General features: G+C 71.1%; 21 protein-coding genes. 17 read left to right on the top strand and 4 right to left on the bottom strand.

Features of this window, described 5'->3' with window-relative positions:
• Window positions 1–13 precede the first annotated feature (13 nt).
• Window positions 14–547, bottom strand: coding sequence for a TerD family protein (locus ACGFYH_RS22750; RefSeq protein ID WP_393804985.1), 534 nt, complete (start codon window positions 545–547; stop codon window positions 14–16).
• Between the two features lie 156 nt (window positions 548–703).
• Between ACGFYH_RS22750 and ACGFYH_RS22745 the strand changes: the two genes are divergently transcribed.
• The 3 genes from ACGFYH_RS22745 to ACGFYH_RS22735 all read left to right on the top strand — a co-directional run bounded on the left by ACGFYH_RS22745 (window position 704) and on the right by ACGFYH_RS22735 (window position 3,003).
• Window positions 704–1,318, top strand: a complete 615-nt coding sequence (locus ACGFYH_RS22745) for a YdbC family protein (protein ID WP_393804984.1) — start codon at window positions 704–706, stop codon at window positions 1,316–1,318.
• A 107-nt stretch (window positions 1,319–1,425) separates the two neighbouring features.
• Entirely contained in the window at window positions 1,426–2,085 is a 660-nt protein-coding gene (locus ACGFYH_RS22740) for a histidine phosphatase family protein (RefSeq protein ID WP_393804983.1), read from the top strand.
• A gap of 12 nt (window positions 2,086–2,097) precedes the next feature.
• Entirely contained in the window at window positions 2,098–3,003 is a 906-nt protein-coding gene (locus ACGFYH_RS22735) for an ADP-ribosylglycohydrolase family protein (protein WP_393804982.1), read from the top strand.
• Between the two features lie 351 nt (window positions 3,004–3,354).
• On the opposite strand, the gene ACGFYH_RS22730 is transcribed toward ACGFYH_RS22735, so the two are convergent.
• The gene (locus tag ACGFYH_RS22730) at window positions 3,355–4,902 is read right to left on the bottom strand and encodes an MFS transporter (RefSeq protein WP_393804981.1); all 1,548 of its coding nucleotides are present in this window, start codon (window positions 4,900–4,902) and stop codon (window positions 3,355–3,357) included.
• A gap of 187 nt (window positions 4,903–5,089) precedes the next feature.
• On the opposite strand from ACGFYH_RS22730, the gene ACGFYH_RS22725 reads away from it, so the two are divergent.
• From ACGFYH_RS22725 to ACGFYH_RS22715, 3 genes are all read left to right on the top strand, one after another.
• Window positions 5,090–5,710: a TetR/AcrR family transcriptional regulator gene (locus ACGFYH_RS22725; RefSeq protein WP_393805025.1), complete on the top strand. Its 621-nt coding sequence runs from the start codon at window positions 5,090–5,092 to the stop codon at window positions 5,708–5,710.
• An 80-nt stretch (window positions 5,711–5,790) separates the two neighbouring features.
• Window positions 5,791–6,492 (top strand): ribonuclease HII, encoded by a 702-nt coding sequence (locus tag ACGFYH_RS22720; RefSeq protein ID WP_393804980.1) that lies wholly within the window; start codon window positions 5,791–5,793, stop codon window positions 6,490–6,492.
• Between the two features lie 68 nt (window positions 6,493–6,560).
• On the top strand, window positions 6,561–7,196 hold the full coding sequence (locus ACGFYH_RS22715) for a hypothetical protein (RefSeq protein WP_393804979.1): 636 nt from the start codon (window positions 6,561–6,563) through the stop codon (window positions 7,194–7,196).
• 324 nt (window positions 7,197–7,520) lie between these two features.
• Here ACGFYH_RS22715 and ACGFYH_RS22710 read toward each other — a convergent pair whose 3' ends face one another.
• Window positions 7,521–8,135: a hypothetical protein gene (locus tag ACGFYH_RS22710; RefSeq protein ID WP_393804978.1), complete on the bottom strand. Its 615-nt coding sequence runs from the start codon at window positions 8,133–8,135 to the stop codon at window positions 7,521–7,523.
• A 413-nt stretch (window positions 8,136–8,548) separates the two neighbouring features.
• Between ACGFYH_RS22710 and ACGFYH_RS22705 the strand changes: the two genes are divergently transcribed.
• The 7 genes from ACGFYH_RS22705 (at window position 8,549) to ACGFYH_RS22675 (ending at window position 20,446) form a co-directional block, all read left to right on the top strand.
• Window positions 8,549–10,708 carry a DEAD/DEAH box helicase gene (locus tag ACGFYH_RS22705; protein WP_393804977.1) on the top strand — a complete coding sequence of 720 codons (2,160 nt, stop codon included), beginning with the start codon at window positions 8,549–8,551 and terminating at the stop codon, window positions 10,706–10,708.
• Window positions 10,709–11,452: 744 nt separating this feature from the next.
• Window positions 11,453–13,024, top strand: coding sequence for a DUF4192 family protein (locus ACGFYH_RS22700; protein WP_393805024.1), 1,572 nt, complete (start codon window positions 11,453–11,455; stop codon window positions 13,022–13,024).
• 390 nt (window positions 13,025–13,414) lie between these two features.
• Window positions 13,415–14,173, top strand: a complete 759-nt coding sequence (locus tag ACGFYH_RS22695) for an NUDIX domain-containing protein (protein WP_393804976.1) — start codon at window positions 13,415–13,417, stop codon at window positions 14,171–14,173.
• Window positions 14,174–14,304: 131 nt separating this feature from the next.
• Entirely contained in the window at window positions 14,305–16,431 is a 2,127-nt protein-coding gene (locus ACGFYH_RS22690) for an ATP-binding cassette domain-containing protein (protein ID WP_393804975.1), read from the top strand.
• Window positions 16,432–16,595: 164 nt separating this feature from the next.
• Window positions 16,596–17,483: a sporulation transcriptional regulator WhiH gene (gene whiH, locus ACGFYH_RS22685; RefSeq protein ID WP_393804974.1), complete on the top strand. Its 888-nt coding sequence runs from the start codon at window positions 16,596–16,598 to the stop codon at window positions 17,481–17,483.
• Window positions 17,484–17,910: 427 nt separating this feature from the next.
• The gene (locus tag ACGFYH_RS22680; protein WP_393804973.1) at window positions 17,911–19,455 is read left to right on the top strand and encodes an RNA polymerase sigma factor; all 1,545 of its coding nucleotides are present in this window, start codon (window positions 17,911–17,913) and stop codon (window positions 19,453–19,455) included.
• A 133-nt stretch (window positions 19,456–19,588) separates the two neighbouring features.
• On the top strand, window positions 19,589–20,446 hold the full coding sequence (locus ACGFYH_RS22675; protein ID WP_393804972.1) for a S1 family peptidase: 858 nt from the start codon (window positions 19,589–19,591) through the stop codon (window positions 20,444–20,446).
• A 111-nt stretch (window positions 20,447–20,557) separates the two neighbouring features.
• On the opposite strand, the gene ACGFYH_RS22670 is transcribed toward ACGFYH_RS22675, so the two are convergent.
• Window positions 20,558–20,788, bottom strand: coding sequence for a hypothetical protein (locus tag ACGFYH_RS22670; protein ID WP_217165797.1), 231 nt, complete (start codon window positions 20,786–20,788; stop codon window positions 20,558–20,560).
• A gap of 440 nt (window positions 20,789–21,228) precedes the next feature.
• Here ACGFYH_RS22670 and ACGFYH_RS22665 point away from each other — a divergent pair, with 440 nt between their 5' ends.
• The 4 genes from ACGFYH_RS22665 to ACGFYH_RS22650 all read left to right on the top strand — a co-directional run bounded on the left by ACGFYH_RS22665 (window position 21,229) and on the right by ACGFYH_RS22650 (window position 25,969).
• The gene (locus tag ACGFYH_RS22665; protein ID WP_393804971.1) at window positions 21,229–23,352 is read left to right on the top strand and encodes a type IIA DNA topoisomerase subunit B; all 2,124 of its coding nucleotides are present in this window, start codon (window positions 21,229–21,231) and stop codon (window positions 23,350–23,352) included.
• A 252-nt stretch (window positions 23,353–23,604) separates the two neighbouring features.
• Window positions 23,605–24,129, top strand: coding sequence for a DUF1453 domain-containing protein (locus ACGFYH_RS22660; protein ID WP_393804970.1), 525 nt, complete (start codon window positions 23,605–23,607; stop codon window positions 24,127–24,129).
• Window positions 24,126–25,280 (top strand): sensor histidine kinase, encoded by a 1,155-nt coding sequence (locus ACGFYH_RS22655; protein WP_393804969.1) that lies wholly within the window; start codon window positions 24,126–24,128, stop codon window positions 25,278–25,280. The genes ACGFYH_RS22660 and ACGFYH_RS22655 overlap by 4 nt, the downstream gene beginning before the upstream one ends.
• On the top strand, window positions 25,277–25,969 hold the full coding sequence (locus ACGFYH_RS22650) for a response regulator (protein WP_393804968.1): 693 nt from the start codon (window positions 25,277–25,279) through the stop codon (window positions 25,967–25,969). The genes ACGFYH_RS22655 and ACGFYH_RS22650 overlap by 4 nt, the downstream gene beginning before the upstream one ends.
• Window positions 25,970–25,984 lie beyond the last annotated feature (15 nt).

The raw sequence follows: 25,984 nt of genomic DNA, 5'->3' as shown, positions 1-25,984 counted from the left end.
ATGCCCCTGTGTCTCAGGACCGGCGTGCCGCGCCCATCACACGGGTGAACGCCGCCGGGTCCCCCTGGTAGCCGTGCACGCCGGCCCGGAACTCCCACGCCCCCGACTCGTCCCGGACGAACTCCGCGACCGTCGCCGCGATCGCGGACGGGACGCCGGCGAAGTCCTCCGTGGCCAGGTCCGTGTAGCCCTCGCGGACGCGCAGGCCCGGGTTGGCCACGTGGCCGAACGTCCGCTCCTCGGCGCGCTGCTGTATGGCGACGCCCACCACCACGCGCGCGTACCGGGCGTCGAGCCGATCCAGCTCCAGCGTCATGACCTCGTCGAAACCGAAGCCCTTGCCGTCCTTGCTGTCCCGGTCGAGGTAGATGGTGCCGTCGGGTGAGCGGCTGTCGAAGTGCACCAGGTAGGAGGGTGCACCGTACGGATCATCTGCCGGATAGGTCCCGGCGACGAGGTCCAGGTCGGTGGGCGGCTGCCCCGCCGGACTCGGGTCCCACCGCAGCGCGACCTCGACCTTGCGCAGTCCCTTGCTGAGGCCGTTCACAGACTTCCCCTTCCAGGTACCCCGCCCTGCCCGGCCACCTGAACTGCCGAGCGGTGACGGCCGGTTGTCCATCCTGCCACGCACAGGGACGAAGGCGCGGACAAGCGGTCCTCCGGAGAGTGACCGGTGCCACGTTCCCTGGCCTACCATGGCGCGGTGCTGGTCAAGTGGATTCGCTGCACCGTGGTGGACCGCCGCGGTTTCGAGCGGGGGCAGCGGAAGTGGGCGGGGCTTCCGGGGGAGCCGGGTTTTCGGGGACAGGGGGGTGGCTGGAGCCGGGGGCGGCCGGACGTGGCGCACGTCTTCGCCTTCTGGGAGAGCCGTGCCTTCTACGACTCCTTCATGGCCCGCTCCCACGACAGGCTGGCCTCGGCCCAGCTGGGCACCTTCAAGGATGCCCAGGTCAGGCTCTTCGACTACCGGTTCGACGTGAAGACCGGGTTCGAGCCGCGCTTCACCGACGCCGACCTGCTGCGGGTGGCGCTGTGCCGGGTCCACGAGGAGCGCGCCGAACACTACGTCCTCATGCAGGAGAAGGTATGGAACCCCGCGATGGCCGGCTCGCCCGGAATGATCCGCGGCCTGTTCGGCGAGGCTCCGGGGAACGGGTACAACGAGTACCTGGTGCTGTCCATGTGGCTGTCGGCCGCCGAGCACGGAAAGTACCGCGCCGAGAGGGTGGAGCGGCTCGCCCTGCGCGCACAGACGGAGGCCGACATCGCGGCGCTGACGGGGGACATCGTCCAGCTGGAACCCGCCTGGACCGTGTGACCTCCGGACCCGCCTGCCCCCGCCCGGACATGGGATTCCGTGTGACGTACGCCGTACGGGGCCCGTCCGGGTGCTTGGTTCCGCTCGTCTCGATCTAGGGTTCTGGCATGGCACGACCACGGCGCATCGTTCTTGTCCGGCACGGCGAGTCGACCGGCAACGTCGATGACACCGTGTACGAGCGCGAACCCGACCACGCGCTCGCTCTGACCGAGCGGGGCTGGACGGAGGCCGAGGGGACGGGCAGGAGGCTGCGCGAGGTGTTCGGCCGCGAGCGCGTCAGCGTGTACGTCTCCCCGTACCGCCGCACCCATGAGACGCTGCGCGCCTTCCACCTCGATCCGGAGCTCATACGGATCCGGGAGGAGCCCCGGCTGCGCGAGCAGGACTGGGGGAACTGGCAGGACCACGACGAGGTGCGCCTGCAGAAGGCCTACCGCGACGCCTACGGGCACTTCTTCTACCGTTTCGTCCAGGGCGAGTCCGGTGCCGACGTGTACGACCGGGTCGGCGGCTTCCTGGAGAGCCTGTTCCGCAGCTTCGAGGACCCCGGCCATCCGCCGAACGTGCTGCTGGTGACGCACGGGCTTGCCATGAGGCTGTTCTGCATGAGGTGGTTCCACTGGACGGTCGCGGAGTTCGAGTCGCTGTCCAACCCCGGGAACGCCGAGATGCGGATGCTCGTTCTCGGTGAGGACGGCAAGTACTCACTTGACCGGCCCTTCGAACGCTGGCGAGATCCGGAACCGTACGGGATCACCGGATAGAGTGGCAGGGCGATGTCCCCTCATTCTTCTCCTGACGGGCGCCTGGACCGGGCCCTGTCCAGCCTGCGCGGACTGTCGGTGGGGGACGCGCTGGGCTCACAGTTCTTCGTTCCCGCGAACTATCCGCTGCTCAAGCGTCGCGCGCTGCCGCCCGGCACCTGGCAGTGGACGGACGACACGGAGATGGCCTGCTCCGTTGTCTCCGTCCTGGCCGCCCACCACCGCATCGACCAGGACGCGCTGGCGCTCTCCTTCGCCCGGCACCACGACTTCGACCGTGGCTACGGCCCCGCGGTCAACCGGCTGCTGCGGCTGGTCCGGGAAGGCGGCGACTGGCGCGAGCTGGCCGCGGCGCTGTTCAACGGGCAGGGCTCCTGGGGCAACGGCGCCGCCATGCGCATCGCGCCGCTCGGCGCCTGGTACGCGGACGACCCGGAACAGGCGACCCACCAGGCGGAGATCTCGGCCTACCCGACGCATCAGCACCGTGAAGCCGTGGTCGGTGCCATGGCCGTCGCGGCGGCCACGTCACTGGCAGCCGATCCGGCCGGCCCGCCCAGTGCGCACGCGCTCCTCGACGGGGTGATCGCACTGGTGCCGAAGAGCGCGGTCGGCGCCGGACTGCGACGCGCCCGGGACATGCTCGACTACGGTGACGCGGCCACGGTCGCCGCGGTGCTCGGCTGTGGTCGGCGTACGACCGCGCACGACACGGTTCCCTTCGCCCTCTGGTCCGCTGCCCGCGCCCTCGGGGAGTACGAGACCGCGTTCTGGACGACCGCCCAGGCCGGCGGTGACGTCGACACGACCTGTGCCATCGTCGGCGGAGTGGTCGCGGCCGGCAATGCGGGGGCGCCCCCGGCGGAGTGGACGGAGCGGGTCGAGGCGCTGCCCGACTGGACGGCGGCGTCGGCCTGACAGGCCCGCAGGAGGCTCCGACCATGCGAGAGAACTCTCCGTGTGCGCCGGGAACTCTCTGTGACCGCTTGTCCGTTGTCATCACAACCGCTGTGCGGACCATCGGCTCCGTACAGGCCCGGGAAGGTCATGAGGGGGTGGGACGTGGACGGGCTGTCGGTGTTCGTCGCGCTGTCGTCCGTTGCCGTGTCCGCCGTCCTGCCCGGTCGGCGGAGCACGGTGCCGACCGCGAGCCGGCGGGGCGGGCCCCGGCGAGCGTGCGGGACGCCCGCCGGTGATCCCCGCCCGGCCCGTGGTGTCGGAGGGGCGGCCCACCCCGGGTCAGCCCACCTCGGGTCGGCCCACCCCGGGTCAGCCCATCCCGGGTCCGGCCGAGCCGGACAGGGCCTCCAGGTCGCTCTTGCGTACCCGAATCACCAGCCACGCCGTGGCCAGGGCGAGTACGGCCATGGCGGCGGCCGGGACGAAGGCGGCCGAGATCCCCTGCGCCAGCACGTCGTGTGCCCAGGGCGCCGGCAGCTCATGGGTCCGGGCGAATTCCGCCTTCTGTTCCGGCGAACCGTGGGCGAGGAAGTCCGGCACCTGCTTCTCCGCCTCGTCCTTGCCGGCGGTGCCGAAGACCGTCGTCAGGATGGCCAGACCGATCGAACCCCCCACCTGCTGCATCGCGTTGAGCAGACCCGATGCCGCGCCCGCCTCGTGCTGGCCGACTCCGGAGACCGCGGTCAGCGTCAGCGTCACGAAGTTGAGCCCCATGCCGAAGCCGAAGATCAGCATCGGTCCCAGGACCCCGCCGACGTAGGAGCTGTCGGAGCTGATGAGGGCCTGCCAGCCCAGCCCGAGCGCGGCGAGCGCCGAACCGACGATCATGAACGGCTTCGGGCCGAAGACGGGCAGGAACCGCTGCGACAGACCCGCACCGAGCGCGATCACCACCGTGACCGGCAGGAAGGCCAGGCCGGCCTCGATGGGCGTGTAGCCGAGGACGTTCTGGACGAACAGCACGATGTAGAAGAACATGCCGAACATCGCGGCGGCCAGGCTCAGCATGATCACGTACGTGCCGGAGCGGTTGCGGTCGGCGAACATCTTCAGCGGGGTGATCGGCTCCTTGGCCCGCGACTCGATGAAGACGAAGGTCAGCAGCAGGACCGCGGCGGCAGCGAAGGACCCGATGGTCAGGTTGTCCCGCCAGCCCTCGTCCGCGGCCCGGATGAAGCCGTAGACGAGAGACGCCATACCCGCTGTCGAGGCGACCGCCCCGGCGATGTCGAAGCGGCCGGAGTGCCGTTCGGACTCGCTGATGTAGAGAGGTGCGAGCACGGCGATCAGCACACCGATCGGCACATTGACGAAAAGCACCCAGCGCCAGTCGAGCCACTCGGTGAGCATGCCGCCCGCCAGCAGTCCGATGGCTCCGCCGCCCGCGGAGACGGCGGCGAAGACGCCGAAGGCCCGGTTGCGTTCCGGCCCCTCGGGGAAGGTGGTGGTAATGAGGGCGAGCGACGTGGGCGACGCGATCGCGCCCCCCACGCCTTGCAGGACGCGCGCCGCCAGCAGCTGCCAGGGTTCCTGGGCGAAGCCGCCGAGCAGCGAGGCGAAGGTGAACAGCAGGATGCCGGTCATGAAGACCCGGCGCCTGCCGAGGATGTCACCGGCTCGGCCGCCCAGCAGGAGCAGGCCGCCGAAGGTGAGTGTGTACGCGCTGACGACCCAGGTGAGGTCGGTGGTGCTGAATGCGAGCGCGTTCTGGATGTGCGGGAGCGCGATGTTCACAATCGTCGCGTCGAGTACCACCATGAGTTGGCAGGCCGCGATGACGGCGAGCGCGATGCCGGGATGCCCCTCCCGGCGGGCCGCTCCCGGCTTCTGGTCCTTGAGCAGAGAAGAGGTTGTCACTATGCGTCCCCCACGAATCACTTAGTGAACGCCCGCGTTCACTGTTGCTTCGACGCTAGCGGCTCGGTGACAGTGAACGCAACCGTTCACTTGTTGTGTCATCGCGCGTCCGGTCTCCCGCTGCGGTCGCGTGATGCCTACTTCGTCCCCCAATGCCCGGTTCAACCGTTTTCTGGAGACCTTCGACATGGTTGCATCGCACTGGGCGGCCGCCTCCGCCCAGACCCCCTCCCGCCGGCGCGGCGCCGTCCTGGAGCGCGCGATCCTCGATGCCGCGCTGGACCAGCTCGGCACCGTCGGCTGGAACGGCCTGACGATGGAGGGGGTGGCCGCGGGCGCGCAGACCGGCAAGGCGGCCGTCTACCGGCGCTGGCCTTCCAAGGAGGACCTCGTCGCGGATGCGCTGCGGTCCGGACTGCCGGACTTCGACACGGTCCCCGACCTCGGAAGCGTGCGCGAGGATCTGCTCGAGCTGTGCCGCAGGGCGCGCGACGCGATGTTCTCCCGGCCCGGATCCGCTCTGCGTTCGGTGATTCACGAATGCGACACCATGCAGGCGGAACGCTTCCATGCAGTGATCATCGAGGGTGTGGTGGAGCCGACCCTCAAGATGCTTTGTGAGGTCATCAACCGCGGAATAGAGCGGGGAGAGGTCCGACGTGACGCGGCCAACGGTTTCGTCTTCGACGCCATCCCGGCGATGATGATGTATCGCACCAAGATTTGTGCCAGTGAATGGACGGAGCCGGAGCTCGAGGAAATGATCGACCACTTGATGGTTCCTCTGCTGCGGCCCGACGCCACCTGATCCCGCCCGGCGAGGAGGCCCGTCCCGTTCGGGGGCCGGGGTGTCGCCCGAGGACCGCAGCGGCGTAGGCTAGGGGCGCCATGCCGTACGAACCGCCTACTCACACCGTCGAGCGCTCTCTTCGCGCCACGACCGGAGCGAAGGTCATTGCCGGTGTCGACGAGGTGGGGCGCGGCGCGTGGGCCGGCCCGGTCACCGTCTGCGCCGCGATCACCGGACTGCGTCGGCCCCCGGCCGGCCTGACCGACTCCAAGCTGCTCACCGTCAAGCGACGCACCGAACTCGCCGTGGAGTTGCGGACCTGGGTCACCTCCTACGCCCTGGGGCACGCCTCTCCGGAGGAGATCGACGCGCTGGGGATGACCGCCGCGCTGCGACTGGCGGCGGTGCGGGCCCTGGAGACCCTGCCGGTCCGCCCCGAAGCCGTCATCCTCGACGGCAAGCACGACTATCTCGGGGCCCCTTGGCGGGTTCGTACGGTGATCAAGGGTGACCAGTCCTGCGTGGCCGTCGCGGCGGCCTCGGTGCTCGCCAAGGTCCAGCGCGACAAAATGATGGCCGAACTGGGTGTCGACCATGCAGACTTCGGTTTCGCGGCCAACGCCGGGTATCCGTCGCCCGTGCACAAGGCCGCACTGGAGGAGCGGGGCCCCACCCCGCACCACCGGTTGTCGTGGGCGTATCTTGATGCGCTGCCCCAGTGGCGGCACCTCAAGAAGGTCCGCAGTTGGGTGGACGGACGCGTTCCGGAAATCGAGGGCCAGCTCGGATTCGATTTCTGACCGTTCCGCTCGCAGGCAGGTGCCACCCGCCGACGCGAGCCGCGCCACCGTTTGATAGAAGTCAGCTCATGCCTCTCATTCCCGAGGAGCCTCAGATTCACGAGAAGGCCCAGGGTCCCCGCGCCACTCCGGCCAGTGGCCGCACCGCGCCGACCCCCCGCCCCGTACCCGGCCCCCGTCCCGCGGCTCCGCCGCGCCCCGGCCGTCCCGGCCCGGTGCGGCCGGCGCCGCCGGTGCAACGCGCCCCGCGCGACACGGCCACACCCGGACCCTCGGGTCCGGCTGCTCCGGCCACTCCGGCAGCCGCCCCGGCCGCCCCGCAGATCCAGCTGGTTCCGGCCACGCCCGACGGCGCTCTCGACGCCGCCGAAGAGGCCGTGGACCTGCTGCTGGACTCGGGTCGTAGCCCCGGCGACGTACTGGTGATCACCACTGGTGACGCCCACCCGTGGGCGGCCCACGAACTGTCCTTCGGCGATGCCGCCTACTGGGCGCAGCACGACGCGGGCGACGACGTCTTCTACGCCGACGCCGCCGTGGCGGACCGTGCCGCGTCTCGAGCCGTGGTCGTGGTCGCGCTCAACGGCGGCCCGGAAGCCGCCGCTGTCACCGCTCTGACCGCGGCCCGTTCCCGGGCCGGCACCCTGCTGATCGTCTGCGGCGACCCGCAGCGGATCAACTCGGTGCTGGGCGTGGGCGTCTGAGCCCGTTCCGCCGCGTGCGGCGGACGCTGGTGTGACACAGGGGGCGCCGGCTCGGAGCCCCAGCACGGTGGTGGCTCAGGCGTACCTCGGTATGCCTGGACGCCGGCGTCCACCCCGGCGCCACACCGGCTCCCGTACGGCACGGGAACCGGTGGCCGTGCCGACCGCCATGACGTGGGCGGCGTGCGGGAGTTGCGGTCTGTCACGGCTCGGACCGACCGACCGGTCGCACGCCGGTCGGGTCGCAGGCCGCTCGGGTCAGAGGCGAGTCGTGCCACCGGGCGGGTCACCGGTCGCGGTTCCTGGACCGAGGCCCGGCACCGTTCAGCGGGCCGCCGCGCGGCGCAGCACGTCCGAGGCGACGCCGCCGGTGCGTGGCGGCGGGGGTGGCGCCTCCGACGTGGCGAAGGGCTCCGGCGCCGATGACGCGTTGGGCCGCCGCCCGCCACGACCCTCGCCGAGGACCTGCCAGCCGTCCCGGGTCAGCGTGATGTAGGCGCCGCAGCGCAGCCCGTGCAACGTGCACGCGTCCCGCAGCCCCCACATCCACGCGCCGTCCTCCTGCGTCCAACGCGCGTCGCCCTCACGGCAGTAGAGCAGCACGGCCGTGCGCACCGGTGTGCGGCGCCGCAGATCGTGCGGGATGACGCGGCGCAGTTGGGAGAGCAGCACGTTGCGGAACATCCATCCGTCGGCGGGCGAGCGGCGGCTGGTGAACGAGGCGCTGGCGCGCAGTCGTTCGTCCGGATCGAGTACGGCGACGACCGCCGTCGCCGGTTCGGGACGGTGCCGGGAGTGCAGTCCGCTGACGACCTCCCGAGGATTGCGCAGCAGCGGGATTCCGGCGGCGGCCCACTCCGCCGGTTCGAGCATGCGAGTGGCGGAAGCGGCGGACGACGAAAACGAGGCCGCCGAGGACGGAGCGAATCCGAAGGTCACGTTCCTCCCTTCGGCTACGCGCCCACACTGCGGGCAGGGTCGGATTCGGGGAGCGCGCACCGCAGTGAAGCCCTGCCGGATCACGGCGGGGCCGTGCGGGGAGCGGACTTCAATTCTTCCTGTCGAACTTGAATGCGGCAACGAGCAATCGAGACCGACGGCCGTTATCAGCTGATGTGCGTTCTATATCCCTACCCGGAGTGCCGTCGGGCGACGCATGGGACACGGCACGCGCTACGCCCCCGCGGCGGGCAGCGCCGGACGGTGGTGCCCGCCGGCGGCTCCGCGGGAAGGGGGTGACTCGACTGATGTCTGCTGACTGATGTCCGGCGACGGGTGGCTGCTGGCTGGTGACTGCCGGCTTCTGTTTTCTGGATTCGCCGATTGTCAGTGCCATCGGGTTGCATGGGGGTATGGACCATCTGGAGCTCCGCACCGAAGCCGACGCCGTCCTCGCCGAGCTGGTCGGTGATCGCGAGGGTTCGGCAAGGCTGCGGGAGGATCAGTGGCAGGCGGTGGCAGCCCTCGTGGAGGAGCACCGGCGTGCCCTGGTGGTGCAGCGCACCGGCTGGGGCAAGTCGGCCGTGTACTTCGTCGCCACCGCTCTGCTGCGCCGGCGCGGCTCCGGACCCACGGTGATCATCTCTCCGCTGCTGGCGCTGATGCGCAACCAGGTCGAGGCGGCGGCACGGGCGGGGATCCGGGCGCGCACGATCAACTCTGCCAACCCGGAGGACTGGGAAACGATCTACGGGGAGGTTGAGCGGGGCGAGACCGACGTCCTCCTCGTGAGCCCCGAACGCCTCAATTCCGTGGATTTCCGCGACCAAGTACTGCCGAAGCTCGCGGCTACGACCGGTCTGCTCGTGGTGGACGAGGCGCACTGCATCTCCGACTGGGGCCACGACTTCCGCCCCGACTACCGTCGACTGCGCACGATGCTGGCCGAGCTGCCGGCCGGAGTCCCGGTGCTGGCCACCACCGCGACCGCCAATGCGCGGGTCACGGCCGATGTGGCGGAGCAGCTGGGCACGGGGGGAGGAGATGCCCTGGTGCTGCGCGGACCGCTCGACCGGGAGAGCCTCCGACTGGGTGTGCTCGAGTTGCCGGACGCGGCCCACCGGCTGGCCTGGCTGGGGGAGCGGCTGGGCGGCCTGCCCGGTTCCGGGATCATCTACACGCTGACGGTCGCGGCGGCGGAGGAGGTCGCGGCGTTCCTGCGGCAGTGCGGATATCCGGTGGCCTCCTACACGGGGAAGACGGAGAACGCCGACCGGTTGCAGGCGGAAGAGGACCTGCTGGCGAACCGGGTGAAGGCGCTGGTGGCGACCTCGGCGCTGGGCATGGGGTTCGACAAGCCCGACCTGGGCTTCGTCGTGCACCTGGGATCGCCCTCCTCCCCGATCGCCTACTACCAGCAGGTGGGGCGGGCCGGGCGTGGTGTGGACCACGCGGACGTGCTGTTGCTGCCGGGTCGGGAGGACGAGGCGATCTGGGCCTACTTCGCCTCGGTGGGTTTCCCGCCGGAGGACCAGGTGCGGCGCACACTGGCGGTACTGGAGGAGGCCGGTCGTCCTTTGTCGCTGCCGGCGCTTGAACCCTTGGTCGATCTTCGCCGTTCGCGCCTGGAGACGATGCTCAAGGTCCTGGACGTGGACGGGGCGGTCAAGCGTGTGAAGGGCGGCTGGACCGCCACGGGACGGGCGTGGGCGTACGACGCGGAACGCTACGCGTGGGTGGCACAGCAGCGGCAGGCGGAGCAGCAGGCCATGCGGGACTACGTGGCGACCACGGGGTGCCGGATGGAGTTCCTGCAGCGACAGCTCGATGACGAGAAGGCCGGTCCGTGCGGTCGCTGCGACACCTGCGCCGGGCCATGGCTCGATCCCGCCGTCTCCTCAGCGGCCCTCACGGCGGCGATGGGCGAGCTGGACCGCCCGGGCGTGGAGGTGGAGCCCCGCAAGATGTGGCCGACCGGACTCGCCGCGGTGGGCTTGGACCTCAAGGGCCGCATCCCCGCGGGTCAGCTGGCGGCCACCGGCCGTGCTCTGGGAAGGCTGTCGGACATCGGCTGGGGCAACCGCCTGCGGCCGCTTCTGTCGGCGCAGGCGGCGGACGGCCCGGTCCCGGACGACGTGCTCGCCGCCGTCGTGACGGTGCTGGCCGACTGGGCCCGCTCGCCGGGCGGCTGGGCCGACGGCTCTCCTGGCGCCCTGGCTAGGCCCGTGGGCATCGTCGCCATGCCCTCCCGCACCCGCCCCCGACTGGTCGCCTCGCTGGCCGAGGGCGTGGCGCGGGTCGGCAGACTCCCGCTGCTGGGCAGCCTCGCCCACACTCCTCACGCCGACGAGTACGCCGCCCACCGCAGCAACTCCGCCCAGCGGCTGCGCGCCCTCGCAGAGTCGTTCACCGTGCCCCGCGAAGTCGCCGCGGCCTTGTCCACCACCCCAGGCCCGGTGCTGCTCGTCGACGACTGCACCGACTCCGGCTGGACCCTGGCCGTGGGCGCACGCCTCCTGCGCCAGGCCGGCGCCGACGAGGTGCTTCCCCTCGTCCTCGCCCTGGCCGGATAGGCGAACCCTCCGGGACACCGGCCCGACGGCGTCGCGGGCGAAGAGGTTGTACCGGAAGTCACGGAATTCCGTGTGGGATTACGCACGCGTCGAAACCGTGATGCCGCCGATGGGAGATCCGCTTGGACACGTGGAGGGCCGAAGGGCGTCCCTCTGAGCCAGGCGGAGAGGGAGCAGTCCCATGGGCGGTGTGGGTGGACGCCTGCCATGCGCGGGGGGATGCGGTGCAACGCCGCGGCTTTCGTCGGACGCGTCACCGTCCGGAGCAGGCTGCCGTTGGACTACTCCGTGGCCAGCCTTCGAGTCGTCGACTTCCTCGTCGACGGGCTGCGCAAGGACGGAGTGGAGGCGGCCCGGGTGAGCGGCGCGCTGTTCGGCCTCGGCGCGTACGCCGGAGAGGTGCTCGTTCGCCGTGCGGACGCGACGTGGATCGACTTCGACACCGACCAGCGGGCCCGCTTCGGGCAGCCCGTAGGGGTGCGGATGCCGGACGGGCGGGTCTGGAACCCCCTCGGCAGGGTGCGTAACTGCTTCGAGGCCGGCAGTACGCAGGAGTCGCTGCGCACCTTCTGCCTGCCCTGCACGGCAGGACTCCGCGGCCTGTCGCCCGGCAATCGCTCCGAACCGGGGGAGCCGGCAAGGCCGACGCGGGTTTCCGAGGAGGGAGTCCCCCGGTGTCGTGTCCCTGATGGGAGTTATCCACAGGGCGAAGCGGAGTTCCCGGATTCGCGAGATCGTCGGGGCATGACGAACCACAGCGAAACGACTGGATCCTCCGAGAACGGTGACATCTCGGGAGCCGCGGAGCCGGGACAGGCGGACCGGGCCTCGTACGGGGGCCCCGTCGCCGGGGACGAACACCAGGTCACTCTGCGCACCCCCGCCGAACTGGCGGACGCCCTGCCCTACCTGCTCGGGTACCGCCCCGAGGACAGCATCGTCCTGGCCGCCCTGCGTGACAGGGACGGGCGGGGCCGTTTCGGCGGCCGCGCGCGGCTCGGCATCCCGGCGAGCGCGGACGACTGGGCGGGTGCGGCCGGGCAACTGGTCCACGGCCTGGTGACCGGAAGCGAGCGGCGAGGGGTGCGGCCCGAGCAGATGGTCGCCTATCTCTGCCAGGAGCCGGGCCCGGGCGAGACCGGCCGGGACGTCGTGGAGCGACTGCGGCCACTGGCCCAGCGGCTGCGCGTCGAGTGCGGCGCCCTAGACGTCCCCGTGGTCGAGGCGCTGTGCATCTCGGCCGGGCGCTTCTGGTCGTACTGCTGCGACGCAGAGACCTGCTGCCCGGCCGAGGGCATTCCCATGGGGCTGCCGGGCACGTCGGTGCTGGCCGCGGCGGCCACCTATGCCGGTATCCAGGTGCGTGGCTCGCTTCGTGACCTGCGGGCCAGGATGCTCCCGTGGGATCACGCGGCGGCGGTCGAGCAGATTGCTGCCCTGGACTCGGCCGCCACGACACTGGTCTCCCGGATCCTCGACGCCACCGGCCGCTCGGACGTGGCCGAGGAGACACTGGAGACGGCGGACCGGATCATGCGACGCCTCACCGAAGCGCCGCCGGTGTCCGGCGTACCGGCCCAGGATCTGCGTGACGACCAACTGCTCGGACACGAAGAGGCGGCGGCGTTGATCCTCGGACTCCAGGACCGGACGACACGCGACCGCGCGGCCGCGTGGATGGAGGGCGACGAGGCGGCACCCGCGCTGCGCCTCTGGCGTGCCCTGGCACGCCGCTGCGTCGGGCCGTACGGCGAACACGCGGCCGCGCCCCTCACCCTCGCGGGATGGGTCGCCTGGTCCACCGGTGACGAACTGGAGGCGCGGGAGGCACTGGCCATGGCCCTAGGCGCGGATCCCGACTATCTCTTCGCCCGGCTCCTGCACCAGGCGTGCAACGAGGGCCTCGATCCGGAGTCCGTCCGCCGCTGCCTGCGCGAGGGCAGGGAAGGCGGCGGAGGCACGGAAGACGGCATGCCGGACGGCGGCGGGTACAGCGGCGCGCCCGCGCAACGAGAGGCCGGCGAGCCCCCGCGCGGCAAGCTCAGCGGGGCCCAGCCGCCCGGCCGTCGGCGCCGCCCGGGCTCCCTCGCCCCGGCCGACGGCGTCCGTCGTCGTGCGAGGGCGCAGGGTCACAAGCCGGGCGCGAAGACCGTGCGTCCCCGCACTCCGTCCGGCGCCGACCGCCCCGGGGCCACACGGAGGGGCCAGGGCCGTTCTCGGGCTTCGGGGACGCAGGCCGCGGGCCGGAAGGGCGCCTGCCCTGACGGGATGCGTACGGGCGAGCACGGGACGGAAGGGGACAGCGAGCGAGCCTGACCGGGCACGCGAGACGAGCCGGGCCCGCCGCTGCACGACGACGTCGCCGCGGCAGGGGGCGCTCCCGCCGACCACGCTCGCGAGCATCCGCCCCGGCACACCGGCCGCGGCCGCCACTCTGCGTCCCGTACACCGCGCACCCCGGGAGAGCTGCCCCAGCGGGAGCCGGTGCCGCCGGAAGCCCTTCTCCGCGCCGCTCGGCCGGCTGGACCCTGCCATGGTCGACGAAGCGGCCGACGGACTGCCACGAGGAGCCCGACCTGGTACGAGGTGCCCTCGCCCGGTCCCCCGGAACGGGCGGTGAAGCGCGCGTCGGGTGGAAGCGGTTCGGTGCCCGAAGCGGTGGGTGAAGGGCGTGTTTATCGTCAGGCAGACGACTATGATCGCGGCATGCCCTACGACCCGTCAGCCTTTCCGCCCTTCGCCGTCACTGTGGACCTGGTCGTGCTGACCGTGCGTCGCCACTCCCTGTGTGCGCTGGCGGTGCGCAGGGGCGAGCCGCCGTTCCAGGGCCGCTGGGCCCTGCCCGGCGGGTTCGTGCGGGCCGACGAGGACCTGGCGCAGGCGGCGGCGCGTGAGCTGGCCGAGGAGACCGGACTGTGCGTCCACGACCCGGCGGCGCCCACCCAGGACAACGGTGCCCATCTGGAGCAGCTGGCGACGTACGGTGACCCCGGACGCGATCCCCGGATGCGGGTGGTCAGCGTCGCCCACCTCGCGCTCGCCCCCGACCTGCCCGCACCGCGGGCGGGCGGTGACGCCAGCAACGCCCGCTGGGCACCGGTCGAGGAACTGCTGGAACAGAGCGGATACGGTCGCGCCGGCGAGGCGGTGACGCCGCTCGCCTTCGACCACGCGCACATTCTGGCGGACGGGGTGGAGCGAGCTCGTTCCAAGATCGAGTACTCGTCGCTGGCCACCGCGTTCTGCCCGCCCGAGTTCACCGTCGGTGAGCTGCGCCGCGTCTACGAGGCGGTGTGGAGCGTGGTGCTCGACCCCCGCAACTTCCATCGCAAGGTGACCGGCACTCCGGGCTTCCTCGTCCCCACCGGCGGGACGACCACCCGCCAGGGCGGCCGTCCCGCGCAACTCTTCCGCGCGGGCGGCGCGACCCTCCTCAATCCGCCCATGCTGCGTCCCGAGGTGTGACGCCCAGACCGTACGGGCCCCGGAGCGAGCCGTGGACAGGCGGCTGGCGGTGCGGTCCTCCCCGTGCCCGGTAGGCTGTGCGGGCCGCGCGATGACCGAAAAATCGGATATGGCACGCTATCTTGCTACGGGTGATCCAGGCCTTCGGACTGACCAGCAACCCCCGCAAGGAGCTTCCGCCCGCCGTCGACGACGTCTCCTTCGAGGCACGCGCGGGCCACGTCACCGCATTGCTCGGAGCATCGGGCGCCGGCAAGACGACGGCACTCAGACTCATGCTCGAACTCCAACACGGCCGTGGTCTCACCTACTTCAGAGGCCGTCCCCTGCACCGCATCGCCCATCCCTCACGCGAGGTCGGCGTGCTGCTGGGAGATGTCCCGGGGCACCCGGCACGTACGGTGCGCGGCCATCTGCGGATGCTGTGCGCGGCCGCCGGTGTTCCCGTGCGCAGGGCAGACGAAGTCCTGGAGTCGGTCGGTCTCCTAAACCTGCGCGACGAACGCCTCGGCACCCTCTCCCGCGGCATGGACCGACGCCTCGGACTGGCCTGCGCACTGGTTCCCGACCCGCACACCCTGGTCCTCGACGACCCCGCGGGCGCACTCTCCGCCGGCGACGCCCGAGGCCTGCACGCAGCACTGCGTGCCCATGCCGCGCAGGGGGGCACGGTCCTGTTCGCCACGGCGGACCCCAAGGAGGCCGCACGCAGCGCCGACCACGTCGTCACGTTGGAACGGGGCAGAGTCGTCGCCGACCAGGAGGCGGCGGAGTTCTCCCGCACCCGGCTGCGTCCCCGCGTCGCCGTCCGCAGCCCGCATGCCGCCCGCCTGGCCGCCGTCCTGACCAGTGAGGCACGGGCGGCACGCCGTTCCGTCGAGGTCGTGCGCGAGGGCGGCAACCGGCTCGCGGTGTACGGCAGTACGTGCGCCGACATCGGCGACGCCGCCTTCCGGCACGGCATCCTCGTCCACCAACTGGCCGACGAGGTGGGCGACATGGGCCCCGGGGCCGGTACGGTCCCCGCAGCCCGGCAACAGCGGACGGACGGTGATCGGAGGCAGGGCGCCGGGCCATCGAGCGCCCTCCGCACGTCAACACCCGGACCACCTTTTCCGGTCGCCACCGACTCGGTGGCGACCGCCTCACCCAGGCCCCCCGGCACCGGTCCGCGGCCCGCCGGCCCCTCGTCGCCTCCCACCGACGTCCCGCGACGCTCCCCCGACGACGGTCGCCTCCTCGAGGGGCCGCGCCAGACGCGCTCCGTCACGGATGGAGACACGGGCGGCTCCTCCTCCGGGGCCGCCCTCCACAGAGCCCCCGGGCCCCGCAACGCGCTCGTTCCCGGAAACCACCCCGAGCCCCACCGGCCCCCCGAACCCGAGGACACCCCCCACCACGCACGGCGCCCGTCGAGCGCCGTAGCCCCCGACACGGCGAGTGCACGTGGAACGGCCTCCACGCTTCCGCCACCCGTCTCCGTCCGTTCCGCTCCCAGCCCCCTGCGCCCGCTGCGCTACGAACTCCGTCGTGCGGCGGGCGTCGGTACCGGGTTCGTCACCGGCGCGGTCGTGCTCGTCGTGTCGGCCGCCACCGCCCTGGTCCTGGCCCGGGTCGGGCACACCCCGCAGGCGCGGCTCCTGGCCGCGTGGCCGCGGGAGCTCCCGCTGCCGCCCGCGGCGCTCGGCGCGGGGCTGCTCGGCGCGCTCGCCTTCGGTGACGAGTTCCGCCACCCCGCCCTGGCGGCGGACCGCGGCACCGTGCCCAGGCGAATGGGGCTGCTGGCCGCCAAACTCCTCGTCTCCGCGGGCGTCGCGCTCCTGCTGGCCGCCCTGACGGTGGGCTGCGACGCCGGAGTGCTCCGTCTCTTCTACGGGCAGGAGCTCGCCAGGGTTCCCGCCGACTGGCCCGCACTGAGCGCCGGTTGGCTCGGACTCGTCGTCGGGTGCGCCTGGTCCGGTGTGCTCGCCGCGGGTGTCTTCCGGTCCACCACCGCTGGGCTGGCGGCCGTCCTCGCCGTTCCGGTCCTCGTCGTGCCGCTCGTACAGAAGGCCTGGGAGGGTCCGTCCGTGCGGACGGCCGCTGGCTTCCCGATGCGGGTGCGCGAGGTCCTTCTGACGCAGTGGCCGTTCGGAGGCGAGCGGTATGTGGCGGAGGTGCTGCGTCTGATCGGCCAACCGGTGGGCGGCGCAATGACGTTGTCACTGACCACTCTGCTCTGCGTCTATCTGCTGATGACCTTGCGCAGCAGGGTTTGAGAACGGCTCTCCCACCCTTCCTTTCCGACCGTGCGCGCAACTCCCCGGGGAAAGCCCATTTCTTTCCGATAAGGCGTCAATTGCGACGGGGTGAGCGATCACCCTTTCGTGTGCTTTTCACCAAAGACCTCAAGGGAGTTGGGAACGACGCCGACAAAGGATGCGTGAGTACCCTTGCGCACACCATGATGACCGCCGCCCGCTCCGCCGACTCCGGCCTCGCGAACCCGGGCGAACTCGACCGCTATCCGTACGCCGAGACGCCCGCCGTCGACCGTGTCGGGGTGCCCTCCTGGGAAGGGATGGAGCCCGAGCTGGGCCGCGTGGGCCGGCGCACCGCGGGCAACCGTGGCCGCGGACTGCACGGGCAACTCGTCCAGCAGCTGGGCCAGATGATCGTTTCGGGCGACCTGGGCGCCGACCGCCCGCTGGTGCCCGAGGAGATCGGCCAGCGTTTCGAGGTCTCCCGCACCGTGGTCCGGGAGTCCCTTCGCGTACTGGAGGCGAAGGGACTGGTCAGTGCCCGCCCGAACGTCGGCACGCGCGTGCGCCCCGTCAGTGACTGGAACCTGCTCGACCCGGACATCATCGAGTGGCGTGCCTTCGGGCCACAGCGGGACGACCAGCGCCGGGAGCTGAGCGAGCTGCGCTGGATGATCGAGCCGCTCGCCGCCCGCCTGGCCGCGGGGCACGGGCGCGAGGACATCCAGCAGCGGCTGTCCGACATGGTCGGGATCATGGGGCATGCCATGGCGCAGGGTGACGCGCTCACCTTCTCGCGCGCCGACGCCGAGTTCCACAGTCTGCTCATCCAGGTCGCGGGCAACCGTATGCTGGACCACCTCTCCGGCATCGTGTCCGCTGCCCTCCACGTCTCCGGCGGCCCGGGCACGGGCTGTGACCGGCCGAACGACGTGTCGATCGCGCACCACGGCAGGATCGTCGACGCCCTCGCCACCGGCGACGGCGCGGCGGCCGAGTCGGCCATGCGCCAGCTTCTGACTGTCCACCCCGAGGTGGAACGCGTGGTGCCCGCCCCCCGCGAGCACTGACCGCCTTCCGCCGGAACGGCGCGGGCCGGGCACGCCAAACCCCTCCTGTGGCAGTGGCCGGCCGCCGCCGTCGCCGTCGGACCCCGCGGAGCTGCTCGTGGCTCCGCGGGGTCCGACGGTGTGATGAGAGACTGAGCCTTCCCGGTGCGGCTGGAACGCACGGGACAATGACCTTGTTCATCAGTATTTGACCGGTTTTGATCGTTTACGGGGTGTGACTCGGGCCACGCGGATTGGGCGTAACGCTCTTGGGAACAACACGATGACCTAAGAGGTGACAGCCGCGGAGGGAATACGGACGCCGTTCACGGCGCTGTGCATCTCCCCGGCCCGCCCGCACCGTCGGCCCATCCCCAAGCCGGTGGTCGGCTCCTGTCCTCCGTGGACGGGGCCGGAAGCCGTTTTTCAACGTTCCGAGAGGTTGTTCGTGTCGGCCAGCACATCCCGTACGCTCCCGCCGGAGATCGCCGAGTCCGTCTCTGTCATGGCGCTCATCGAGCGGGGAAAGGCTGAGGGGCAGATCGCCGGCGATGACGTGCGTCGGGCCTTCGAAGCTGACCAGATTCCGGCCACTCAGTGGAAGAACGTACTGCGCAGCCTCAACCAGATCCTCGAGGAAGAGGGTGTGACGCTGATGGTCAGTGCCGCAGAGCCCAAGCGCACCCGAAAGAGCGTCGCAGCGAAGAGTCCCGCCAAGCGCACCGCCACGAAGACGGTCGCGGCGAAGACGGTGACCAGCAGGAAGGCCGCCGCGCCTGCCGCCCCGGCGGAGACCGCCTCCGAGGCCGTCTCCGAGACGGCCGTCGAGGAAGAGGCGCCCGCCAAGAAGACGGCGGCGAAGAAGGCGACCGCCAAGAAGACGGCGGCGAAGAAGGCGACCGCCAAGAAGGCGGCGGCGAAGAAGACGACCGCCAAGAAGGAAGACGGCGAGCTTCTAGAGGACGAGGCGGCCGAGGAGCCGAAGGCCGCGACGGAGGAGCCCGAGGGCACCGAGAACGCGGGCTTCGTGCTGTCCGACGACGACGAGGACGACGCTCCGGCCCAGCAGGTCGCCGCGGCCGGTGCCACCGCCGACCCGGTCAAGGACTACCTCAAGCAGATCGGCAAGGTCCCCCTGCTCAACGCCGAGCAGGAGGTCGAACTCGCCAAGCGCATCGAGGCCGGTCTGTTCGCCGAGGACAAGCTGGCGAACTCCGACAAGCTGGCGCCCAAGCTCAAGCGCGAGCTGGAGATCATCGCCGAGGACGGCCGCCGGGCCAAGAACCACCTGCTGGAGGCCAACCTCCGTCTGGTGGTCTCCCTGGCCAAGCGCTACACCGGCCGCGGCATGCTCTTCCTGGACCTCATCCAGGAGGGCAACCTCGGTCTGATCCGCGCGGTGGAGAAGTTCGACTACACCAAGGGCTACAAGTTCTCCACGTACGCCACCTGGTGGATCCGCCAGGCGATCACCCGCGCGATGGCCGACCAGGCCCGCACCATCCGTATCCCGGTGCACATGGTCGAGGTCATCAACAAGCTCGCGCGCGTGCAGCGTCAGATGCTCCAGGACCTGGGCCGCGAGCCCACCCCGGAGGAACTGGCCAAGGAACTCGACATGACCCCGGAGAAGGTCATCGAGGTCCAGAAGTACGGCCGCGAGCCCATCTCGCTGCACACCCCGCTGGGCGAGGACGGCGACAGCGAGTTCGGTGACCTCATCGAGGACTCCGAGGCGGTCGTCCCGGCCGACGCTGTCAGCTTCACACTCCTGCAGGAGCAGTTGCACTCCGTTCTGGACACCCTGTCCGAGCGTGAGGCGGGCGTCGTCTCCATGCGCTTCGGTCTTACCGACGGTCAGCCGAAGACCCTCGACGAGATCGGCAAGGTCTACGGCGTCACGCGTGAGCGCATCCGCCAGATCGAGTCGAAGACCATGTCGAAGCTGCGTCACCCGTCGCGCTCCCAGGTGCTGCGGGACTACCTCGACTAGGTCGGGCAGTAGGGGCGACGAGGCCCGGTTCCGCCAGGTGCGGACCGGGCCTTCGCGCTGAGCAGCGGGTGCGCGTGGCGGCGTACTGGATCACTCTGGGTTTCTCATGACCACCTATGAGTGAGGAGCCCGCATGCGTCGTCTCTTTGCCCGGGCACTGGCCCGGCCGCTGGTGCTGGCGGCCGCCGCGACCGCGATACCGCTGGGGTCCGCCACCCCCGCGGCCGCCGACAGCATCGTCGTCGGAGGCTTTCCGGTCGAGGTGTCCGACAGCCCGTGGACCGTCGCCCTGTCCAGCCGTGACCGGTTCGGAGGTACGCGGGCGGGACAGTTCTGCGGGGGCGTGGCCGTCGGCCGGACCACCGTGCTCACGGCGGCCCACTGTCTGGGGGAGGAGGTGCTGGGGTCACCGCCGGAGCAGGTCGACGACCTGAGGATCATTGCCGGCCGGACCGATCTGCTGTCGGACCGGGGCCAGGAGATCCCCGTCCGTGCCGTCTGGGTGAACCCGGAGCACGACGACGCCAGCAACGCCGGGGACTTCGCGGTACTCACCCTCTCCGAGTCCCTGCCCGAGGGCTCGGTCATAGGGATGGCCGCCGAGGGTGACCCCGCGTACACGCCGGGCACGGGAGCGCTCGTCTACGGCTGGGGGGACGCCTCGGGGGCTGGCGACTACGCCAACGGCCTGCGGGCGGCTCGGGTGCGTGTGCTTCCCGACGCGTCCTGCGAGCGGGCGTATCCGGGGAGCGACGACGGGCGGTACCTCTCCAGCACCATGCTCTGTGCCGGGGAGGAGGCCGGTGGCCGCGATGCCTGTCAGGGGGACAGCGGAGGACCGCTGGTCGGCCAGGGAAGGCTCATCGGTCTCGTGTCCTGGGGGAGTGGCTGCGGGCGCCCGGGCAGCCCCGGGGTGTACACGCGCGTCTCCTCGCTACTGCGGACGCTGGGCTGGGCCGGCGCTGCCGCGGGGCGGCGCGGGGGTCTCTGACGGCGCTTGAGAGCCCGCCGGGCACGAGCACGGGCGGCCGCCTCCGGGGTCCGGAGGCGGCCGCCCGTGCATCGGCCTGTGCCGATTCGGCTCGTCGTCGGGCGCGTTGTCTCAGCGCTCTTCCTCGGCAGAAGATTCCGGAACGGCCGTCAGCCGCTCCGTCTCGTCCTGTATCTCAGCGGCGATCTTCTTGAGTTCCGGCTCGAACTTGCGACCGTGGTGGGCGCAGAAGAGCAGTTCTCCGCCGGTCAGCAGGACGACGCGCAGGTATGCCTGGGCGCCGCAGCGGTCGCAGCGATCAGCGGCCGTCAGCGGGCTTGCGGAAGTCAGAACAGTAGTCACGTCGCCTCTTCTCTAGCTCGACGAGCTGTCGTACCAGGGTCAACATCCAACCAGCCCCAAAACGTTCCCGCTCGTGGCTTTTCCTCGAAAAAACTTTCCGAGGGGCCGGCTGTTGCCGATTGGCGGCGAATGTGCCGTATTGCGTGTCTCTGTGTCGTACGGGTTCGCGCAGTCGGTCAGGGTCGGTCCCGCCGGCTGGGTTGCCGGTTTGTTCATGAGGACGTGCCCGGAGCCTAAATGGTTCATGCCTCGAAGGGAACGTGATGTGTACTTCACCCCATCGAGGGATCGAACAGGCATGCGACCCTGGACTAGGGTGAGTCCGCGACGAGGGTGGCGTTACAACGGCTCTACCAGGGCTCGGTACCCTCTGACCGGTGAACCGAGCCGCGCCCTTACCCAGCGGGGCCCCATCTGAAATTCAGCGAGGAGCGAACCGCGTGACCGCCGAGACATCCGTGCCGTCCACTGCGCTGCTGGCAGGAGCAGACCGGGACGGGTCCAATTACACCGCGCGGCACCTGCTCGTCCTCGAGGGGCTCGAGGCCGTACGCAAGCGTCCGGGCATGTACATCGGATCCACCGACAGCCGTGGTCTGATGCACTGCCTGTGGGAGATCATCGACAACTCCGTAGACGAGGCCCTGGGCGGCTACGGCGACCACATCGAGGTGATCCTCCACGACGACGCCTCGGTGGAGGTCCGGGACAACGGCCGGGGCATCCCGGTCGACGTCGAGCCCAAGACCGGACTGTCCGGTGTCGAGGTCGTCATGACCAAGCTGCACGCCGGCGGCAAGTTCGGCGGTGGCTCCTACGCCGCCTCCGGCGGTCTGCACGGCGTCGGCGCTTCCGTGGTGAACGCCCTGTCCGCCCGCCTCGACATCGAGGTGGACCGCAGCGGGCACACCCACGCCATCAGTTTCCGGCGCGGAGTCCCGGGCGCGTTCGCGGGAACGGGCCCGGACGCGAGATTCGAGCCGGGGAACGGGCTGCGCAAGGCCAAGAAGATCCCCAAGAGCCGCAGCGGTACGCGCGTGCGGTACTGGGCCGACCGCCAGATCTTCCTCAAGGACGCCAAGCTCTCCCTGGACACCCTGCACCAGCGTGCGCGCCAGACCGCCTTCCTGGTACCCGGACTGACCATCGTCGTCCGCGACGAGTTCGGTCTCGGTGACGGCGGGAGCAAGGGCGAGGAGTCCTTCCGCTTCGACGGCGGTATCAGCGAGTTCTGCGAGTTCCTGGCCGGCGACAGGCCCGTCTGCGACGTCCTGCGCTTCACCGGGCAGGGCAGCTTCAAGGAGACGGTCCCGGTCCTGGACGAGGACGGCCAGATGACGCCCACCGAGGTCACCCGCGACCTCGGCGTCGACGTCGCGATGCGCTGGGGCACCGGCTACGACACCACCCTCAGGTCCTTCGTCAACATCATCGCCACCCCGAAGGGCGGCACCCACGTGGCCGGCTTCGAGCAGGCAGTGGCGAAGACGATGAACGAGGTGCTGCGGACGAAGAAGATGCTGCGCGTCGCCGAGGACGACATCGTCAAGGACGACGCTCTGGAGGGGCTCACGGCGGTCGTGACGGTGCGCCTCGCCGAACCGCAGTTCGAGGGTCAGACCAAGGAGGTCCTCGGCACCTCGGCGGCCCGCCGTATCGTGAACAACGTCATCGCCAAGGAACTCAAGGCGTTCCTGACCTCCACCAGGCGCGACGCGGCCCAGCAGGCCAGGGTGGTCATGGAGAAGGCCGTCGCCGCGGCCCGCACCCGCATCGCCGCCCGCCAGCACAAGGACGCCCAGCGCCGCAAGACGGCCCTGGAATCCTCCTCGCTGCCCGCGAAGCTCGCCGACTGCCGCAGTGACGACGTCGACCGCAGCGAGTTGTTCATCGTCGAGGGAGACTCCGCACTGGGTACGGCGAAACTCGCCCGCAACTCCGAGTTCCAGGCGCTGCTGCCGATTCGCGGCAAGATCCTCAACGTTCAGAAGTCGTCCGTGACCGACATGCTGAAGAACGCCGAGTGCGGGGCGATCATCCAGGTCATAGGAGCCGGGTCCGGCCGCACCTTCGACATCGACACGGCCCGCTACGGCAAGATCATCATGATGACCGACGCCGATGTGGACGGCTCCCACATCCGCACCCTGCTCCTGACCCTGTTCCACCGCTACATGCGGCCCATGGTGGAGGCCGGCCGGGTCTTCGCGGCGGTGCCGCCACTGCATCGCGTCGAGCTCGTCCAGCCGAAGAAGGGCCAGGACAAGTACGTCTACACGTACTCGGACCGCGAGCTGCGCGACAAGCTCATGGAGCTGCAGAGCAAGAACATCCGCTACAAGGACTCCATCCAGCGGTACAAGGGCCTGGGCGAAATGGACGCCGACCAGCTGGCGGAGACCACGATGGACCCCCGCCACCGCACCCTGCGCCGGATCAACCTCACCGATCTCGAGTCCGCGGAGCAGGTCTTCGACCTGCTGATGGGCAATGACGTCGCGCCACGCAAGGAGTTCATCTCCAACTCGGCGGCGACACTGGACCGGTCGCGCATCGACGCCTGACCGCGCTCAGCCGTCCCACCGGGCCCGGGAGCATGAACCGGGCCCGGCCCGGCGCACGCGCCCGCGCACGCGCTGACGTCCCGGACCCCCGCCCTCTCCACCCCCGGGTGGAGTGCTGTGCCGGGCAGGGATCCACCCCTGATCCACCCCTGATCCACCCGTGCTCCGATCCCGTGACCTCCTCGTTTCCGTAACGTCGAAGGCGTCGGCGGCCCCCCGTCGGCATCCTCCTTCTCCGCCCACGGAGGCACGATGTCCGGGCTCGTCGACGCCTTGGTGATCACGGCGGTGGCCGGTCTGGTGATCACCCGGCAGTTCCGCGCGAGCCGGATCGACACCGACCGGCACTGGCGGGTGCTGCCCGCGGTGCCGGGCACCGTCGCGCTGCGTGAACCGCGCATGATCGACTCTCGTCACCACACGGCTGCCGTACTGCTGCTCGCCGCCGAGGTACTCGTCGGCCCGGCCACCGGAGCCGGCTGGGCCCGGACCACCCGTATCCGGGTCGAGACCGACGGTGCCGTGTGGAGCAGGGGCAGCCGGGCGGGCGTCGCCGTGTGGGCCGTCGGCGTCGCGCTGCGCGCCGGTCTCCACGGCGTCGGTGACGCCCCGGGAGTGCGCCAGGGCAGCTCCGCCCTGCTGCTCGCCCTCGCGGTGACCCTGCTGGTCCGGTCCGGCGTCCTGGCGTGGCGCGTTCAGGCCCCGCGCCCGGCCGGAGCGCCCGGGCCCGCGTACCGTGACGCCGTGGCCCGGCCCGCCTGGAGGGAGCCCGCGTGACGGAGAACGTCTGGACGAGGTGGCCTTCCAGGGAGGCCCTCCTGCACGAGGGGGTCTCCCGCCCCCGGCGCCTGCTCGCCCGGGCCGTGCGGCTGCTGGTGCTTGGAACACTGCTGTGGGGCGCGTTCACGAGCAGCCCACTGCACGGGTGGGGCACGGCCGCGGCGGTCGCCGGTCTGCTGGCCGCCGTGTGGGCGGCGTGGGCCTTCTTCCGGGCCACGCTCGCGCACCGGTTGTGGCCGTCCCTGGCACTCATCGCCGCGCTCCTCGCGATCGCCGCCGTGGTCCAGCCCGTCGGCTTCCGTGTCCCCGCACTGGTCATCTGGTGCGGGTGCGCGGTCGTGGCCCTGGAACGGCTGCCCATCGCGGCCGCGCTGCCCGTGAGCTCGGTGGCCCTGGCCGCCTACGCCGAGGTCAGCGACGACGCATGGCTCACCGCGATGGCGACGGCGGCCGGACTGACTCTTGCCGGATACGTCCTGCGCCTCGACGCCGAGGCACGGGGCAACGCGCAGCGGTTGCTGGCACAGGAGCGGGCCGCCCGGGCGGCCGAGACGGAGTCCGCGGCGCTCGCGGAACGGGCCCGCATCGCACGGGAGATCCACGACGTGCTGGCGCACAGCCTCTCGGCACAGCTGGTGCACCTGGAGGCGGCCCGGTTGCTGATCGAGCGGGACGCCGACCGGCGGCAGATCCTGGACCGGGTGGCCGCGGCCCGGGGCATGGCCCGCGACGGACTCGCCGAGACCCGGCAGGCGCTGTCCGCGCTGCGCGGGGACCTGACGCCGCTGGAGGACTTCCTGGCGCAGCTCGTCGACACGGCCGAGGGCGCGGCGGAGGTCACCGTTACGGGGGATCGCAGACCGCTGCCCGCCGAGGCGTCACAGGCCGTGCGCAGAGTGGCCCAGGAGGCCCTGACGAACGTCCGCAGACACGCCACCGGCGCCAGGGTGCGGGTGCGGCTGGACTACGGCGCCCACGAGGTGATGCTGGACGTGCGGGACTCGGGAGGCCCGCCCGGCGAACTCACCGGCACCGGAGGTGGATACGGTCTGCTGGGCATGCGGGAGCGTGCCGAACTGCTGGGCGGCTCGCTGCGTGCAGGTCCGGGTGAGGAGGGGTTCGTGGTGACGTTGAAGGTGCCGGTATGACGGAGAAGGCCGGGGAGCGGCCCGCGCGGGTGGTGGTCGTGGACGATCAGACGGTTGTCCGCGAGGGCATCGTGATGCTGCTCGGACTGCTGCCAGGAGTCGAGGTCGTGGGCGCCGCCGGTGACGGCGAGGAGGCGGTGCGGCTCGTCGCCGAAGTCGCCCCCGACGTCGTGCTGATGGATCTGCGCATGCCCAGGTGCGACGGCGTGGAGGCCACCCGCCGGATCCGGGCCGAACACCCCGCGACCCAGGTCGTCGTGCTCACGACGTACGCGGACGACGCGTCGCTGTTCCCCGCGCTGAGAGCGGGGGCACGCGGCTATCTCACCAAGGACGCGGGCGGGGACGAGATCGTCAGGGCGGTGCACAGCGTCCTGTGCGGAGACGCGGGACTCGCTCCGAGCATCCAGCGACGCCTGCTGGAGCGCCTGTCCGAATCCGAGCCGAGGCGTGCGGGACCGCCCGAGCCGCCGGACGGGCTCACCACCCGGGAGACCGAGGTGCTGGTTCTCATCGCCGAGGGGCTCGACAACCACCAGATCGCGAGCAGACTGCACGTCTCCACAGCGACGGTGAAGACCCACATCAACAACCTGTTCGCCAAGTCAGGAATCAAGGACCGTGCCCAGGCGGTGCGTTACGCCTACGGGAAGGGGTTGGCGGGGCCGCCAGGGGGATGCATCACCTGATGGGGTGAAGTGCGG

The organism is Streptomyces sp. NPDC048392 (assembly GCF_043200575.1).
In the GTDB taxonomy this organism is placed as follows: domain Bacteria; phylum Actinomycetota; class Actinomycetes; order Streptomycetales; family Streptomycetaceae; genus Streptomyces.
Note: the sequence above shows the minus strand (reverse complement) of the source record. Positions and strands in the feature narration are given on the sequence as shown.

Bases quoted from the DNA above. Each gene is read 5' to 3' on its own strand.
- ACGFYH_RS22735 (WP_393804982.1), top strand. From the start codon at position 2,098: ATGTCCCCTCATTCTTCTCCTGACGGGCGCCTGGACCGGGCCCTGTCC.
- ACGFYH_RS22705 (WP_393804977.1), top strand. From the start codon at position 8,549: ATGGACCATCTGGAGCTCCGCACCGAAGCCGACGCCGTCCTCGCCGAG.
- ACGFYH_RS22650 (WP_393804968.1), top strand. From the start codon at position 25,277: ATGACGGAGAAGGCCGGGGAGCGGCCCGCGCGGGTGGTGGTCGTGGAC.
- ACGFYH_RS22740 (WP_393804983.1), top strand. From the start codon at position 1,426: ATGGCACGACCACGGCGCATCGTTCTTGTCCGGCACGGCGAGTCGACC.
- ACGFYH_RS22715 (WP_393804979.1), top strand. From the start codon at position 6,561: ATGCCTCTCATTCCCGAGGAGCCTCAGATTCACGAGAAGGCCCAGGGT.
- ACGFYH_RS22660 (WP_393804970.1), top strand. From the start codon at position 23,605: ATGTCCGGGCTCGTCGACGCCTTGGTGATCACGGCGGTGGCCGGTCTG.
- ACGFYH_RS22675 (WP_393804972.1), top strand. From the start codon at position 19,589: ATGCGTCGTCTCTTTGCCCGGGCACTGGCCCGGCCGCTGGTGCTGGCG.
- ACGFYH_RS22695 (WP_393804976.1), top strand. From the start codon at position 13,415: ATGCCCTACGACCCGTCAGCCTTTCCGCCCTTCGCCGTCACTGTGGAC.
- ACGFYH_RS22700 (WP_393805024.1), top strand. From the start codon at position 11,453: ATGACGAACCACAGCGAAACGACTGGATCCTCCGAGAACGGTGACATC.
- ACGFYH_RS22720 (WP_393804980.1), top strand. From the start codon at position 5,791: ATGCCGTACGAACCGCCTACTCACACCGTCGAGCGCTCTCTTCGCGCC.
- ACGFYH_RS22725 (WP_393805025.1), top strand. From the start codon at position 5,090: ATGGTTGCATCGCACTGGGCGGCCGCCTCCGCCCAGACCCCCTCCCGC.